The organism is Paenibacillus sp. SAF-068 (assembly GCF_051967555.1).
Lineage (GTDB): Bacteria > Bacillota > Bacilli > Paenibacillales > Paenibacillaceae > Paenibacillus.
Map to the genome: position 1 here is coordinate 59,083 of NZ_JBQCJX010000007.1, position 16,578 is coordinate 75,660.

General features: G+C 45.4%; 13 protein-coding genes. 5 read left to right on the forward strand and 8 right to left on the reverse strand.

What is annotated here, in order from left to right; translation table 11 throughout:
* Nucleotides 1–70 precede the first annotated feature (70 nt).
* The gene (locus tag ACTHPG_RS25295; RefSeq protein WP_440392138.1) at nucleotides 71–490 is read right to left on the reverse strand and encodes an ester cyclase; all 420 of its coding nucleotides are present in this window, start codon (nucleotides 488–490) and stop codon (nucleotides 71–73) included.
* A gap of 304 nt (nucleotides 491–794) precedes the next feature.
* Here ACTHPG_RS25295 and ACTHPG_RS25300 point away from each other — a divergent pair, with 304 nt between their 5' ends.
* Nucleotides 795–3,299: a transglutaminase domain-containing protein gene (locus ACTHPG_RS25300; protein ID WP_440392139.1), complete on the forward strand. Its 2,505-nt coding sequence runs from the start codon at nucleotides 795–797 to the stop codon at nucleotides 3,297–3,299.
* 73 nt (nucleotides 3,300–3,372) lie between these two features.
* Here the strand turns inward: ACTHPG_RS25300 and ACTHPG_RS25305 are convergent, their stop codons facing one another.
* Complete coding sequence (locus ACTHPG_RS25305) at nucleotides 3,373–4,368, reverse strand: hypothetical protein (RefSeq protein WP_440392140.1); 996 nt, start codon at nucleotides 4,366–4,368, stop codon at nucleotides 3,373–3,375.
* A 256-nt stretch (nucleotides 4,369–4,624) separates the two neighbouring features.
* Nucleotides 4,625–5,527, reverse strand: coding sequence for an SDR family oxidoreductase (locus ACTHPG_RS25310; RefSeq protein ID WP_433750729.1), 903 nt, complete (start codon nucleotides 5,525–5,527; stop codon nucleotides 4,625–4,627).
* A gap of 369 nt (nucleotides 5,528–5,896) precedes the next feature.
* Between ACTHPG_RS25310 and ACTHPG_RS25315 the strand changes: the two genes are divergently transcribed.
* Complete coding sequence (locus ACTHPG_RS25315) at nucleotides 5,897–6,880, forward strand: MerR family transcriptional regulator (protein WP_440392141.1); 984 nt, start codon at nucleotides 5,897–5,899, stop codon at nucleotides 6,878–6,880.
* Between the two features lie 24 nt (nucleotides 6,881–6,904).
* Here ACTHPG_RS25315 and ACTHPG_RS25320 read toward each other — a convergent pair whose 3' ends face one another.
* Nucleotides 6,905–8,434, reverse strand: a complete 1,530-nt coding sequence (locus ACTHPG_RS25320) for an alpha/beta hydrolase family protein (RefSeq protein ID WP_440392142.1) — start codon at nucleotides 8,432–8,434, stop codon at nucleotides 6,905–6,907.
* A gap of 225 nt (nucleotides 8,435–8,659) precedes the next feature.
* On the reverse strand, nucleotides 8,660–10,039 hold the full coding sequence (locus ACTHPG_RS25325) for an amino acid permease (RefSeq protein WP_440392143.1): 1,380 nt from the start codon (nucleotides 10,037–10,039) through the stop codon (nucleotides 8,660–8,662).
* 372 nt (nucleotides 10,040–10,411) lie between these two features.
* On the opposite strand from ACTHPG_RS25325, the gene ACTHPG_RS25330 reads away from it, so the two are divergent.
* Together ACTHPG_RS25330 and ACTHPG_RS25335 are read left to right on the forward strand one after the other, a co-directional pair.
* Nucleotides 10,412–10,777, forward strand: coding sequence for a DUF6713 family protein (locus ACTHPG_RS25330; protein WP_440392144.1), 366 nt, complete (start codon nucleotides 10,412–10,414; stop codon nucleotides 10,775–10,777).
* A 67-nt stretch (nucleotides 10,778–10,844) separates the two neighbouring features.
* On the forward strand, nucleotides 10,845–11,837 hold the full coding sequence (locus tag ACTHPG_RS25335; RefSeq protein ID WP_440392145.1) for a DUF4003 family protein: 993 nt from the start codon (nucleotides 10,845–10,847) through the stop codon (nucleotides 11,835–11,837).
* 113 nt (nucleotides 11,838–11,950) lie between these two features.
* Here the strand turns inward: ACTHPG_RS25335 and ACTHPG_RS25340 are convergent, their stop codons facing one another.
* The 3 genes from ACTHPG_RS25340 to ACTHPG_RS25350 all read right to left on the reverse strand — a co-directional run bounded on the left by ACTHPG_RS25340 (nucleotide 11,951) and on the right by ACTHPG_RS25350 (nucleotide 15,345).
* Nucleotides 11,951–12,946 carry a phosphotransferase gene (locus tag ACTHPG_RS25340; protein WP_440392146.1) on the reverse strand — a complete coding sequence of 332 codons (996 nt, stop codon included), beginning with the start codon at nucleotides 12,944–12,946 and terminating at the stop codon, nucleotides 11,951–11,953.
* Between the two features lie 127 nt (nucleotides 12,947–13,073).
* Entirely contained in the window at nucleotides 13,074–14,849 is a 1,776-nt protein-coding gene (locus tag ACTHPG_RS25345) for a SulP family inorganic anion transporter (RefSeq protein ID WP_440392147.1), read from the reverse strand.
* A gap of 166 nt (nucleotides 14,850–15,015) precedes the next feature.
* Entirely contained in the window at nucleotides 15,016–15,345 is a 330-nt protein-coding gene (locus tag ACTHPG_RS25350) for an ArsR/SmtB family transcription factor (protein ID WP_091038881.1), read from the reverse strand.
* Between the two features lie 193 nt (nucleotides 15,346–15,538).
* On the opposite strand from ACTHPG_RS25350, the gene ACTHPG_RS25355 reads away from it, so the two are divergent.
* Nucleotides 15,539–16,462, forward strand: a complete 924-nt coding sequence (locus tag ACTHPG_RS25355; protein WP_440392148.1) for an alpha/beta hydrolase fold domain-containing protein — start codon at nucleotides 15,539–15,541, stop codon at nucleotides 16,460–16,462.
* The last annotated feature ends 116 nt before the right edge of the window (nucleotides 16,463–16,578 follow it).

Sequence of the window (16,578 nt, forward strand, 5' to 3'; positions counted from 1 at the left end):
TATACAACTTGGTTTATTATAACACGAGAACGCTTACAGAAAATCAAAAACTAAAAAAGAGCTGAAAAAATCAGCTCCGATTCCGTTCCAATTGTTTTTCGATACCCCACCTGTCGATCTGAATCCAATATTCTGCAATTCGATCGTTTGCCACCCGGTATACCGCACTCGCAATTTCGATCACTGGCAAGTTCGTTGGTGTATATCCATCCACTTCTCCGATATGTGTACCCGTTTGTTTCCAGCGCACGTAGACTTTATCCCCTTGCGTCAGCAACTCCTGGATTTCAAGTGAAAACTCCCCGTAAGCTTCGATCATATCTCGCACATGATCCGCATAATCGGAAGGCGTTCGGGTCACCGTGACTTCTTCTTCAGATATCACTTGATGGGCCAGTACCTGTTCTGCCATCACGCTGCTTGCATAATCCGGATTCCGACCTGATCGGACCTCTTCAAAAAAGGATCTGACAATCTGTTCTGTTGTCATCTGAGCCACTCCAGTCTATGCAAAATATCCGATTGTATATAAATATGTAGCAATTCTTGTATTCTAACATGGAACACACGCTACGGAATTACATCTGTTCTATTGTTCTACAGGACTTAAACCCTATCCTCTTACCTTGACAATGCGTCAATATGACCATAAACTAGCAAAGGATATTAGGAAATTAATAGGAGGTTTGTCCGTTAAGAGGTTTGAGTATGGATTTTAACCATATTTGATAATCTTTCGGTGTGTAGAAACGTAGCTTTTAGAGCAATTTAGAAAAACGAGAAAGCGGTGTATCATGAAACGTCTATTTTTCATTATGTTTGCGCTCACCCTGTTACTGGCTGGATGCCAGAGTAATGAACAGGAAAGCAGTCCGTCCGAGAATAATCCTACAGAAGTAGGAGAAGGCTCTACCATTTTAAGTTTGAAGCAGAAATACGGCTCTGAGTCGGAACAATCGATCATGCCGATGTACAACGTAGCTCAGGATGAAGAATTTACGTTCAAGTTTAAAGCAGATTTACGTAAAAATAACCTCTCAGCCAGAGACATTATTAGTGTACATACCGATATTAAAGCACTTAAAGCAAGCGATGTATATGCCATTCCAGAGACAAACGACAATAGTGTTTCCATTAAGCCTCTTGGATGGGGCGTCTTAAGCTCAGATTCCATGATGAACAGGGGTCAAAGTTCTTGGGGTGGTGCCCCAATCTACTACATTCGTCTGAACTATGATCCAGATGCGGAAAATCTAACACTGCTTGATCAACCCATCATTATTCCGTTTACAGTGAAATCGGAGTTACCTGTGCCCAACCTAAGATATGAGATTGATAAAGACAGACGGTTCAAGCTCGTCTGGGACAAAGTTGAAGGTGCCACTGAATATAAAATTTATAAACGTTCAGACCTAACCAACTTTGAAACCAATGTACCTCTAACTGGCGCAGAGGACGCTTTCAGTAATAGTTTGCCTTTAGATATTGCGGTAACAACAGAGACGTCTTTCAATGATTTTCTGAGAGATGGAAAAGGCGGGCTCGGCACTTATAATGAATTGATAACTACACATCAGAACCATGGTATACGAGGAGAATATTACGTCACTGCCATCGGTGGAGGCAAAGAATCCAATTTTAGCAGAGGTGTCCCTACAGCTCCGCTTGCTTCCCAGTTGCCAACATCTCTGAAAGAACAATTGTATAGGGAGAAATTAAAGAATACAGATCTGCTTCCTCAAAAAACAACAGTTGAGTACAATGACGGATCCCTAACCCGTGAAACCATTGTCTATGATACTGCCAACGTAGAGATTTCAGAGTTCAATGAAACGAATATTCCTTTTCACGTTAAAGGAACCGCTCTGAAAAGTTACGTACGCGTAGAGAATGTGACCCAAGCAGACCTGGACAGACTTGCTCAGCAAACCGTAGCTGAGTCAAGTAACGGACTGGTAGAGCCGAAGAATGATACACCTTACGTCCCTGCACCTGATGTACCAACGATCATCAACAATCATGATGCACCTGAGTCAGCAACGGAAACGGAAGAAGTACCAGCTTCGGAAACTCCAATCACAGAGTCCGCAACCGATACGGAGACTTCAGAAAATGCAACTGATCCTGTATCGACCGAAGCTTCTAATGATACTTCCGAGAATGCTTCCGAGGAAACTTCCAATGAAGCACCTGCTACTGAAGCTGAAGAAGACAATCTGGTCGATGAGCAGAAGTCCAATACACAGCAAAATGTTGAACAAGGTAATCAGGAAACTGTGCCACAGCCTGCTACAGGTAATGCAATGATCAATGCAGATTCCGCATTAGAAGAAGTTTTAGCCAAAAACATGATTTCGGCACAAGATAACATTTCGTTGAAAGCTTTTCCCGAGGCTCAAAATTTCACGACACTTTCGGATGTGGTTCTGAAAGTGATGTACCAGAATCCATTGATTCTTGGTGTGGAAGGTTTCGAATATAACTATGGTACACTCACCCTTTCGATTCATTACAATGAATCGGCTAGTGGTATCCTGAAGAAACAAGATGAGATTATTGCCAAAGCGAACGAAGTTGTCGCTTCTATTATCAAGGATGGCATGAACGAAGACGAGAAACGAAAAGCCATCTACGATTATCTGAACGATAACGCGAAGTATGATGATGCAGCGCTGGAGAATGCGGAGCAGAACAATTTCAAAAATGTCGATCCGCAGTTCAATGACTCGTTTACCACATACGGTATTCTGGTCAAAGGTGTTGGGGTATGTGCCAGCTATGCTTCCGTCTACAAATTGCTATCCGATCTCTCGGGACTGGAAAGCATCGTCGTAACGGGAGCTTCCAGCGGCGTTCCACATGCATGGAACAAGGTCAAAATCGGGAACGAATGGTTCCATGTCGATGCCACCAACAACCTGACGAACTCCGGCATCCCATACTTCCTGTACAATGCCAACGATGAGACTGCTGCAAGTCAGAAAACGATAGCGGATAAGGATTACTGGCTTGATTCCGAGCTCGCGATGTTTAATGGCGAGAGCGATGCCAATGATTATTATGTGCAGAATGATCTCGAAGTCGCATCCATTAGTGAGTACAAAACAAAGGCGGAGAGTGAACTTAAAAAAGGAGAGAGCCGGATCATCCTCCGTTTTGCCTCACCTGTTGACTCTGATGAGCTGATGACAGCTGCTGGCGAAGCCCTCGCTGCAGTGGATAAAGCCCTTCTGAATACGGCACAATTAGCCACGCTGGGCAGTTATGCCATACTGGACCCGAAACCAGATCAGAAATAACTTCATTATTACACTAAAATCCCCTTTGCTTTCTCACAAGCAAAGGGGATTTTAGGTCTGTTATTAGATGGCTTCAAACCAGTGATTCAACCTGTTGCAATCTGGTAATAAAAGAAGAGATAAATGCTTTCTCTTTTGTGAGATTCTCTTGCAATCTCTCACTTATTTTACGGAGTGAATTGGTGTCACGCGTTATATTGTATTTGAGAACTATATTTCTCAATTTAAAATAGTCCTGTTTCAAACCGGTGCTAAGTTCCAAAAAGGTTGCATCTGGCTCAATGATTGATTTCTCCATTAAGTAAGATAAACGCAACTCCATAAGCAGCTTATGTTCATATAAGAGATGAAAGACTCGTGAATCCAATTCTTCTCCAACGAGGGCTGCCTGCTCGATATCGGTAAAGATGCGTTGAATGGCTTGCATTCCAAAATCGTATTTCTGATCTCTCACTAAGTCATAGGTCTCGCTTGAGTTAAGGTAGTTTTCCATCGCTTTTATTATCTGCTCTACATGAATTGCATAATTGATATTCGGAATAGGCTTGAGAAATCTCACTTCTGTCCAAAAACTGTACTCATTAGACATGGTCCAGTAGCCCTTCTCAAGTTCATCCAGACTACATACGGATTGTATGAATTTACCATCGCTTAGATTATCCGCAATGTATATCACATTTTGATCCAGATCATATCCGTACACCAATAACTCATGCATGAGATGTTCCTTTTGATAATAGTCTGTGCATTCAATATAATATCGATCTGCATAAATATATAGATAATATCCCATATCTATCGCTTCCGTAATCACTTGCTTCAGGGATGTTCCCCATTTGCTAATTACAATTTCTTGTGGCAGGTTGTAAAAGGAAATGCCCGGACAGGTGCTTAGTAGAAACTGATGAGAGTCAAACGAGAAAATCCCCCATCCATGTGCATACCTGATTTGTATAAAGTTATTGAAAATCCATGGCCATAAATCTTCGTGCATAACGGATGTTAATGTCCCATATGAGGTGTACGTGCTTATGACAGGGTCACCTAGTTTAAGTACATTCTTAGCCATTACAGAATTCCTCCTTCGATTCCTAGGCATAGTGTATTGATCTGAACAGAATCATTGTATAAGCAACGTACTCTCGGAGCTGGGAGCGAAGACTATGTTCTTGAATATATTACCATGTACCTTTGCCGTTTTAAATAAGAACGCTTTCATATATCAAAATATTTTCTTTCTCTCATCTTAACGACAAAAAAGAGGATACTGCCCCCAATATGGAGACCGTACCCTCTCGTTACAAAATTGGATTGCCTAAGACGATTTACGGACTAACCGTACCGCCATTCGCATTCAGTGTCTCGCCGCTCACATAGCTGGATTCCTGGCTTGCCAGGAACACAAATGCCGGAGCCATCTCGGCAGGCTGTCCTGCACGACCTAGCGGTGTGTTGGAACCAAACTCGGCCAATTTCTCGACTGGTTGTCCACCCACGACTTGCAACGGTGTCCATACCGGTCCTGGTGCAACCACATTGACACGAATCCCTTTGCTACCCACCTGTTGGGCGAGCGCTTTGCTGAACGTGTTAATCGCGGCCTTCGTTGTCGCATAATCCAGCAGGATTGGCGAAGGTTTGTACGCCTGAATCGATGATGTGTTGATAATGGAACTGCCTGGCTTCATGTGTTTCACAGCTGCTTTGCAGAGCCAGAACATGGAATAGACATTTGTTTTGAACGTCGCATCAAATTGCTCAGTAGTCAGATCCGCAATCTGCTCCACAAACTGCTGTTTACCTGCTACGTTAGCAAGGATATCAATCCCGCCAAGCTCTTTTACTGCAGACTCAATGAGTTCTTCACAGTATTTCTCATCTTTCAGGTCACCTGGCATTGTGATGGCTTTGCGCCCGGCTTCCTCGATCAGCTTCACAACTTCCTGTGCATCTGCTTCCTCTTCCGGCAGATATGCCAGAACGACATCTGCACCTTCACGAGCAAATGCAATCGCAGCCGCACGGCCAATTCCGCTATCGGCTCCAGTCACAACCGCTTTGCGTCCCGTTAAACGTCCGCTGCCTTTATAACTTTTCTCACCCGCATCGGGAACAGGAGTCATCTCACGCTGAAGTCCCGGCTCATCCTGTTGCTGTTTCCACTCCGTTGTAGCCTTCGGATATTGTGTCGTTGGATCTTGCATGGTGTGCTGGTCTTGATTCGCCATGTTCATTTCCTCCTCGGTTATTTACAGATCACTACGATCACAGAATAACCTTCCGATCGCTGTTATCCCCAGATTTTTTTCTCTTCCTTATACAAGGGGAAGATCCGGGGATAGCGTAAGCTTCCGATGTAGCTTTCTTGCAGAAAGCTTTTAGGCGGACACTCCGTTTCTTCAGGTTATTTCAGTGTTCTTTGTTATCATGTAAATGTTAAATTTATTATCAAAAGTTGTTTTCCTAAAAGTTGCACTCTTTCCTTTGTAACCGAGATGGATGGAATTTAAACTACGTCCGTCCGAATTCGCTGACCACCGTCTGATCTTGAATCTCCTTTAACTGGAGATTGTATAATAGAACATGAGGTGATCTCGTTGAATGCAAACAAAGAACCCTATTCCATCGGTGAAGCAGCCAAACTGATCGGCTCCACGGTGAAAACGATCCGTTATTACGATGAGATTGAACTGTTGCAGCCCTCCAGTCATACGGAAGGCGGACATCGTCTCTATTCAACGCAAGACCTGTGGCAACTCGAACTCATTACAACACTTCGTTATCTGAATTTCAGCATCCTGGATATTCGAAAGCTTATGTCCGGTGAACTGGCGGTAGCACAGGCATTGGATCTGCAGATTGAAGCCTTGCAGACCCAGATTGGTACGATGAATTCCATGCTCTCCGTTTTACAGCAAGCGAAACAACATGAAGAAGAGGTTTCACTGCAATCAGAACAGTCTCTCACCTATATCTCCAGTCTGGTAGAATCGCTAACGGCCAATGCGAGCAGACGGAAACAATTCGTTGCCGCCAAGATGAATGAATCTCATCTGCTGGACAGTATTCCGCAGGATTGGAGAGCGTCGTTCCTGCACTTTTTCGATAAATATATGATGAAAGATATGAAACTGACGGCTGGACAAACACTGGCCTGGCAGGAAATCCAGAAACTGATTAATGATCCGGGCTATTGGGATGACCTGGCTCGGCTGGAGGTTCCATTCTTCATTATGGCAAATCAACCACAAGTCGAAGCGGACGTCTGGGTTAAAAAAATGGAGGCTATTCGCATTCGCACGACCGAAGCTTTGGACAAGCGTTGGGCGATCGATAGCCCTGCTGTGCAAAGCATGGTGTGGGACTTTGTGTTGATGTATGCAAGTGTCGAGCATGCCGAAACACCCGATGTATTCTTTCGCAAACAGGCCCAATATATGCTGAACTCGGTGACAATTCGCATTCTGCGTTTTAACAAGCTGTGCAAGGTGATGAATCCCGAATGGAGCCAGATTGTAGATGGCATTGACCTGTTACAGGAAGGCATGCGGTTACGCTTAAAACAAATGGAAGAAGACTGACCTCCGTCTCCTTCCATTCTAAGTTCAACCTTTTTTTAACGTATAGGATTCGTGTTCTCCTACTTCCTTGTCCATATGGAGCGGTTGCCCTCTCAAGTAGTGATTGAAGAAATCAATTGTCGTATCGTTGATTAGCTGTTGTGTTCTCCGCGTTTCTACACCCTGCGACCACTCCAGCAATGGAGAGATCAGGTAGAGATCCGAGAAACTCAGATGTTTGGTGTTGGTCAATTCCATCCAGTAGTTCCCTCCTGCGGTTACCGGTTCATAGCGTTCATACACTTCCTCATAATATTCCTCGGCTTCCGGACGGGTCGTACCCATCGCAGCGATCTCTTCATCACTCATGACACTCGTACCTGCAACGGTGGAGTCTGCACTCATCATCAGAAACGGCTTGCCCACACCTTCGACCGGGATACGTTGCCTACCAAACAATACCCCGTCCATATTCATGCCTGCTTTCACACGTGGATCATTCAATAACATCTGTACCGTCGTTGCTCCGCCAAAGGAATGCCCAAACATGCCGATGTTGTCCAGATCCATATGTCCAGTAAACCGCTCACTCGGGTCCCCCTCAGCCAGCTTCTCTACCTCATCCAGTACAAACTGTACGTCCTTCACCCATGTCTCATTCAACTTGTCCATATAACTGAATTGCAGCTGCTCAAATCCTTCTTTCCCTTCGGATTCAAATTGCGCCACGTGTCCATCCGGGAATACAGACACCAGACTGCTATACGTGTGATTCAACCCCACAACAATATAACCTTGACTGACCAGCTGCTCGACCTGGAATGTATTCTGATTTTCATAGCCATGCAGACCATGAGAGAAAAGAACGACCGGATACTTGGCTTCGGCATCAGATAATTGTGCTTCCTGTATCGCATGCGTTTGGACCTGACTCAGACTGGAAAATAAAAGCGTTGGCAGTTTCAGCACTTCGTTGAAGGCTGTTGCATAGGTTTCAGGCTCATTCACATAAGGAGCTGTTGTTCCCTCAGCTTCTAGATTCGTTGGGTACCAGATCTGTACCATCAGCTCGCGTCTTTCCCCAGCGGTACTCGACAGCAATTCCTCCCGACTGCTATCTGTCCAATCGTAAGACACCGTTCCAATTCCATAAGGACCTGCTGGTTTGGCAAAGGAAAACACCGGGAATAGCAACGGCAAGCTAATGCTCACAAAAGCGTATACCAAAACCGTCAGAGACACTGCAATGGCCCGAATACGTCCGAATTTACTCGTCGACGTCGAAGTGGTAACAGATGCCTCGGAACCTTTACTATTCAGCGTGGCTGCACTTGAGTGTTGCTGGCGCCTTGAATCTGTAAATAACGCAGCCAATGGAACCAACGTGAGCAAATACGCCGGAATCATCGGCCAGCGTAGTCCTTCGACCACACCATGGATGATCAACAGCACACCCGATATGGTGAATCCGCCCCATCCCATTTTCCGAAACTGATGATTCTGTCTCCCGATCCCGATTACCCCCACTAAAATAAGCAGGTTGAAAATAAGATAAATCCATTCTATAGCCCTCATGCTTAAACCTCCCCTGTCTGCCGCGAATTCAAGTAAAGTGATTTTATTGTGCGGCAGCTCTTCTACCTCCAATCTTAAAACCTCCAGTTACAGGAGATTCAAGCCTGAATTTGGCGGATCAAAAAATGCACTCCCTGAATGACGCTGAATCACCCGCAGGTGCTCCAATCGTTTCAAGGAATGCATGTATGACATCACGTTATATATTGACTCTGGAATATGGGACTAGCGATCTTCGCCGCCATCTATCCGTTGTCTCTTTCCAATACCAAATGCAAAATATCCAGCCACCACAATGGCCATGAACGTAGCTCCAACTATCAGGGGCAAGCGCGTATCCGGGTTAAACGCCATACCGATAATGACGAGGATCAGATACACAATAATAATGTAATTGCTGATCGGGAACCATTTGGACTTGAAGTTATGATCCGCCATCTCGTTGCCCCAACGCTTTCTGAATCGGAACTGACTGAACGCCAGTGCGAACCATGGAACCATACCTGGAAGGACACTTGCACTATAAATGTACAGGAACAGCTTGGAGTCCGGCATCAGGTAGTTTAACACAACACCAATCAGTAACAATGAGATCGTAATGACGATACTGTTGCGGGGAACGCCACCTTTGGACAGCTTTTTGAAAAAGGCAGGTGCCTGCCCATTCTCAGCCAGCGTGTATAACATCCGTCCTGCACTGTAAATCCCGCTGTTACATCCCGACATGGCCGCTGTGAGCACCACAAAGTTGATAATCCCGGCTGCAGCAACAATGCCGACTTTGGCAAAGGTGAGCACAAACGGGCTGCCTGTCTCCCCTACCTCGTTCCAAGGATACAGGGTTACGATTACGAATATGGCGCCTACATAGAAAATAAGAATACGCCACACGATGTTTTTGATCGCTTTACGCAAGGTGTATTTCGGATTCTCCGCTTCGCCTGCTGTAATACCGACCATTTCAACCCCCTGATACGCAGCCGTTACAATACACAGCGCGAAGAGGAAACCTTTGATGCCTCCTGGGAAGAAACCACCATGGCTGAACAGATTCGACAGACCAATCGCCTGACCCCCATTCCCCCATCCGAAGAAGATCAGCCCCGTTCCGATCACGATCATGGCTACAATAGCCGTCACTTTGATCATCGCAAACCAGAATTCAAATTCCCCATAGAACTTCACAGCCGCCAGATTCGCCGCCGCAATGATGAGTACCCCGGCAAGTGCCGGCAGCCACTGCGGAATGTCCGGGAACCAATACCCGACATAGATGCCAATCGCCGTAACTTCCGCCATACCAACTGTAACCCACAGGAACCAATAGCTCCAGGCGGTCAGGAATCCGGCAAGCGGACTAATATATTTGTGAGCAAATGTAGCAAACGAACCGGTTACCGGCTCCTGAATCAACATTTCCCCCATAATTCGCATGACAAAAAAGATAATGATACCGGCCAGCAAATAGGCCAGCAGCACGGATGGCCCTGCCCATTTGATCGTACTCGCTGATCCCATGAACAAGCCAACGCCGATTGTACCTCCGAGTGCAATCAGCTCAACATGGCGGGGCTTTAGCCCTCTAGATAGTTGCTTTGATTCCAAGCGATTCTCCCCTTTTCTTGTGTACAGCTTCTTGATGTAATTTTTTAATTTTCACATTCACATTAACGCAATGCAGAATTACTTCACCAAATTGTACGAGATGTGCCGCAGAAATACAACAAGGAATGTGAGGAAACGGATTCATTACACCTATAGATATAGGATAACCGCTAAATGAATATGGCAGACCGTCTCATAGACCATTCAGGGCAGTGTTGTGCAAACAAAACGAAAGTTTTTTTAACCGAACCCTATGTGGAAGTTGCTGGAACCCTGATGGACAGCTCACGTATTGTATAAGTGGACCGCAACATCGTACGTAACTTGTCGATATTGACCTACTTGTATTACATTAAAAACGGGAGGCCGCACATGCCTGACTTCTTACTGGTCTTATTTTTATTGAACCTGTCTCTCTTCCTGCTTCACGAAATGGATGCGATTAGGAGGTCCGAGTGGAAATTGTTCATCGTGTTAAAAGATATGGAAGATGATAAAGCCTACAGGTATTTCACTTGGATCCACCTTCCAATGTATACCATTATCCTTTCTCTGCTTTTTAGCTCGTATCAGACTATTACATTTGGGGTCCTGGATATCTTTTTCATCATACATACTCTATTGCATTTCTTTTTCGAGAAGCATCCTCGAAATGAATTTAAGAATGGTTTCTCCAGATCATTGATTTACCCCATGGGAATGATCGCCTTAATACATTTGATATTCCTAATGACCTAATCTCTTTACACCGACGGAATGAAGGGCTGACAGCTATTCTTATATTCCTAAAATGGAGGTATTGCCTATGCAACAGCATCATGCAGAACGCGTTGAATTATTCGTTACCAACACTCAGATCATCAAGAAGTCGTTCAAATGGCAACATGGAATGATGCACCGTCTAGCCGCCCTGCTCTATGCAGCAGAGAATAAAACAGCAGATGGGGAAGTCATCCGTCAAAGCCATGAGTTGATTAAGAAAAACACGAAACTGTTCTCATCATTCAGAGGTCATTCTGCCATTAGCATTGCTACCATGCTCTCCCTCACAACGGATGAGAATGCAAAGCTTGCAGATACCCTGCATGTCTATGACCTGATGAAAGAGATCAAATTCCGTACGTCGGATTATCTGGTTATTGCTGCCTATCAGATCGCCACGCAGGTATCATCCGATCAGTTCCAACCTACGGTAGAGCGGGCAAAATCATTTTATGATGGCATGAAAGCAGAGCATCGCTTCCTTACTGGACAGGATGACTACATTTTCGCTGCCATGTTAGCCCTTTCCAATCTCGACGTGGATACTGGTGTCGCCCGTATGGAGCAACTCTATAGGGAATTAAAACCGGAGTTCTCTTCCAGAAACAGTGTGCAGGCGTTAACACAGGTATTGGTTCTTGGAGAGGATACCCCGGATGCAGGTGCTCGTGTAATTGACTTAAATCAAGCTTTCCGCAAAAGGGATCTCCGAATGGATAAAACGTACACATTACCCTCTCTCGGGATACTTTCCCTGCTGCCTTCGGACAGAGACACCTTAGTGGATCAGGTCGCGGAAACAAATGACTGGTTACGGACTCAAAAAGGCTTCGGTGGCTGGTCGATCGACAAACAGGAGTTGCTTCTGTTCTCATCTGCGTTAATTGCCATCCAACATGTGGAGAATCTGCGGAAAGGTGTGCTTACGACAGCGATTTCAACCAGTATCACGAATATTATCATCGCCCAACAAGCAGCCATGACCGCAGCTGCCGCAGCATCGGCCGCAGCCGCATCTTCATCATCATCGAACTAACAAGTGACGATGTTACCTTCCATATGCGTTGAAAAAGACCCTCTCGAGTTCAAGTTCACTCGGAGGGTCTTACTGCATTCAAATCTATACCTCTGCTAATGTTCATCACTCGCCTACGATACAATCCCCGTGTCCCGGAACTCTTCCAGAAAGTCATTCAGCCAATCCTCGCCATAATCCAGCGCACCCATATCACTCTCGATAAAAGCAACATCCAGACCCATCACCCAGAACCTTCGAGCGATAATAAAGAGGTCAATTGCCTGTACGTCTGCATCCGTAAACTTCCGAACCGTCCGGTATCCTTTCATGAATGCATCCCAGAGTCTTTGTTTCTGCTCCGAATCACCCGACTGCCGTTTCCGAATTTTCACTTGAGCCAGATCATACGCACGCCATCCCGGAGCTGCCCATTCGAAGTCATAATGAACGTACTGATGCTCCTGTTGAAACGCGTTATTGTTTCCATGCATATCGCCATGGCACAGACCAAAGTCCAGGTTTTGTCTGGAGATCGCAACTATGCGTTCTTTTAACGTTATGGCAAACGTATGAAGAAATGATGCTGCTTCATGGTTCTCACCGATATACTGGATGATTCGCGCTAAGGGTTCGTCGATGAGAAATTTCAGATCAAGCTCATATCGGGGCAGCTCCACGTTCACCTGATCCATAGCCTTATGCAATTCAGCGGCAGATTGACCAAAGGCGTAACAGGATTCCTCATCCTCCAGGTTGTTCTCCGTACCCTCGATATAGCGAAACATTACAGCAACCCTCTTGCCTTCCGCAGCCTCCAACACCGTATATCCCTTGTGATCCTTCTTCGCGGTGTATTCTCCAATGTCAGTATGTTCTGCTAAAGCTAGAACGTTCTTCAGTTGAGACAATAATGATAGCTCATACTGAACATCTGCCTCCGTGACTTCAGTACGGTAAATGCGAAGAATATACAAGCCTGTCGAAGTACGTACCCGGTAGGTATCATTTAATCCTCTAAGCCAAAACAAACATTCTTCCCATGTTCCAATATCATACTGATTGCTCAATGCAGACTCCAGGTACCTGGGGTTAAGCACTGAACGTAAAGCAGTCGGTTGAATGGACATATGTATACTCCTTCAGTTTAGTATGATTAATTCTCATATGATGACGATGTAATCGTATTCATACATCAACCTATAACATAGTATATTTTTCATTTATTTTCCAGAATATATATTTTGATCAGCAGAATTACACAGGATTATTTGCAGTGGCCCGCTTTCCAGATTTTAGTAGGTTACTACGCTCCGGGTCGGTAACAGCACCTGACAATGCAGCACATTCACGAAAGGCAAAATGTTTGCACCCTCTGCATTTCTGATTATCCAGATGCACTAATGCATAATCGATGGCTTCACCCGTGTGCTCGAACATATGATCATGACCAATTCGTTCAATCAGACCTGTTCTCTTCATCATCTCCATCGGTTGCGGCTGAGTGCCTGAAAGTAAAACCCTGCCCCCGGATCTTTCCATATGTTTGACGACACGGGCCAGATTGGATTCACCTGTCGTATCCATAAAAGGCACCTTGCCCATGCGCAACAGCAAAATGCCCGGTCGCCGATGAATCGAATTCATGACCGACTTCTCGAACATATCCGCTGCGCCGAAAAAAAGCGGCCCTTCAATGGTATACAGGCTTATTTGCGGACAGTCATGTCCTTCCCGAACCATGTGGGCCATGACTTTCTCATGTTTATGCTCGGGATCGGGCAGTACTTTGGCAACCTTCAACATCTCACTCATCCGCTTCACAAATAAAAGAACGGCCAGAATCAACCCCACCTCTACAGCCGTTGTTAAACTTGTAAATACAGTAAGCAAAAAGGTAATAAGCAGAACGAGCGAATCACTCGTTTTCGTTTTCATGACATGCACGAAGGATCTCCGTTCACTCATATTCCAGGCAACCAACATCAGAACAGGAGCCATACTGGCAAGTGGAATATGGGATGCATATGGCGCAAAGAGAACAAGTACCAGCAGAACTACCACACCGTGAATTACGCCAGACCATGGCGATACTGCGCCGGATTTGATATTCGTGGCCGTACGTGCAATCGCTCCTGTTGCAGGAATGCCCCCAAATAATGGTGTCACCATATTAGCGATTCCCTGCCCAATCAACTCCCGATTGCTGTTATGCCGACTTCCGGTCATACCATCCGCAACAACAGCAGACAACAACGATTCAATTCCACCCAGCATGGCAATGACAAAAGCGGGTTGCAGCAAGTTCACGATACGTTCCCAAGTGATCTCAGGCAGATGAAACTGAGGCAAGGCGCTAGGAATGGCGCCAAAGGACGAACCGATCGTAGCTACCTGCCCTTCAAAAAATAAAGCTGCGACTACCGTCGAAAGAACCAGCCCCACCAGTGATGCAGGCACCTTTGGTGCAAACTTGGGCACAAGCAGAAGAACAGCCAGACAGACTCCAGCTGTAAGCACACTGTATATATTAATCGTTGAGAGGTGCATCCCGATTTCTTTCATATTGGACCAGAAATCCTCATGCTTCTCGATGCCGCGAAGTCCCAGGAAGTTCGTAATCTGCCCGCTAAAAATAATAACGGCGATCCCTGCCGTGAAACCGATCGTCACCGGCCTGGGAATAAACTTGATGAGTGCCCCAAGCTTGAATACGCCCATAAGTACAAGCATCAAACCGGCCATCATTCCGGCGATTAGCAGATTCTCATATCCATACTGCATCACTATGGCGAAAAGGATCGGAATAAATGCCCCCGTCGGCCCGCCAATCTGGAACTTGGACCCACCCAGCAAGGAAATGAAAATCCCTGCGATTATTGTGGTATATAATCCATACTCCGGTTTGACCCCGGAAGCGATGGCAAAGGCCATACCGAGTGGAATCGCAATAATACCTACAATCAGCCCCGATAACAGATCCTTGCGAAAAGCAGCAGCATTGTAACCTGCATATCTCCCCATCCATCTCATGTACAATAACCTTCTTTTCTTTATATATTTGAATATTTGAATATAAACAAAAGACTACTCCCCTGCATCCCGCCTGTCAATCGGATTACGCACAATTCCTACATGAAACCAACACAAAAAAACAAGAACCTCCGGTCATTACACCCCGTTGCTCTTGTTTCTTGTGTCAGGACTCTTTACGAATATCTTCCAGCATGGAAATGGCATCAACCAGATGATTGTCAAAAATCTGTTTGGTAACCGCCAGCAGGTCCTTAATCAGCGGATCACGCAACGAATAGGTGACAGTTGTGCCTTCTTTGATTCCCTGGACAACGTTTTTGCTGCGCAGTACAGCCAGTTGCTGTGAAACGGCAGAGCCTTCCGATCCCAGAATGCTTTGCAGTTCATTCACGTTCTTGGCTCCTTCGCTCAGCAGCTCCAGAATCTGAATCCGCATCGGGTGCGCCAACGCTTTGAAAAAATCCGCTTTAAACTGTTGTATGCTCTGATTCATACGCTATGCCCCTTCAATCGAACTTTTGAAGATGCAAATATCATAACATACAACAGGTAGCATGCTTTACTCTAACCGTAACGGTTTGAATGAAAAATTAAGATTGACCTTGAAGTACACTTCAAGCTTTATACTTGACTTATATTCTCCATAGATCTTATATCTAATCTCCATCAGGAAGGGTGATTCCTCAATGAACATGTATATCCATAATCACAAACGCTCGTTGACGAGCTTTCTATTCGAGAAATATATCGGAACATTAGATACCAAGAAATTTTTTTCAACACGTGAGCTTACCCGCAAACACTTGGATCTAATGGGCTTGGAGAACATTAAACCTTATACCTTGGGTAAAACAAAACTGTCATCTCCCGTCAAAGAGCGCTCCCATGAAGACATGCAGGTATTCACACTAAACGATCAGCATTCCCGTGAACAGAGGGTCATTCTCTACATTCATGGCGGGGCGCATACACATCAGCCTCTGTCTTTACACTGGAAATTCATGGACCGCATGGCTCAGACTTTGAATGCCAAAGTTGTTGCTCCCATCTATCCAAAGGTTCCGCACTTCAACTATCAGCACACGTATCCGAAGTTGCTCAATCTTTACCGGGATCTGCTTGCCTCCGTAGATGACCCGGCACAACTCACCATTATGGGAGATTCCGCAGGCGGGAACATATCCCTTGCCTTGGCCCACTATCTGAAGATGCATGATCTCCCGCAGCCCAAAGATATCATCTTGTTATCACCTTGTGTGGATATGGTGCTGGACAATCCGGTCATATTTGATTACGAGACCCGCGACCCTATGCTCGCTGTGGAAGGATATGATGTCATCCGGCGGATCTGGGCAGCTGACAAACCGTTGAACGATCCGTTAATCAGTCCAATCTACGGGGATTTTGAAGGGCTTGGCAAGATTAGCATCTTCATCGGAACCCATGAAGGTTTATTTCCTGACAACATGGAACTTGATAAAAAGCTAACGGAGCAAGGTATTGCGCATAATACTTTTGTTTATCCCAAAATGAATCACGTCTTCGTACTCTACCCGATTCCTGAAGCCAAAGACGCTAAGCACAAAATCATTGATATTATCTCAAAATGAAATGATGTCGGAGGGAAGTAACATCGATATTCGTCACGGCAATAAGCCCAGTCCTCGGCTGTACTGCCGCAGACCTGGGCCTATTTCTAATATGCCAGCTGATGATCAAGCTGTCT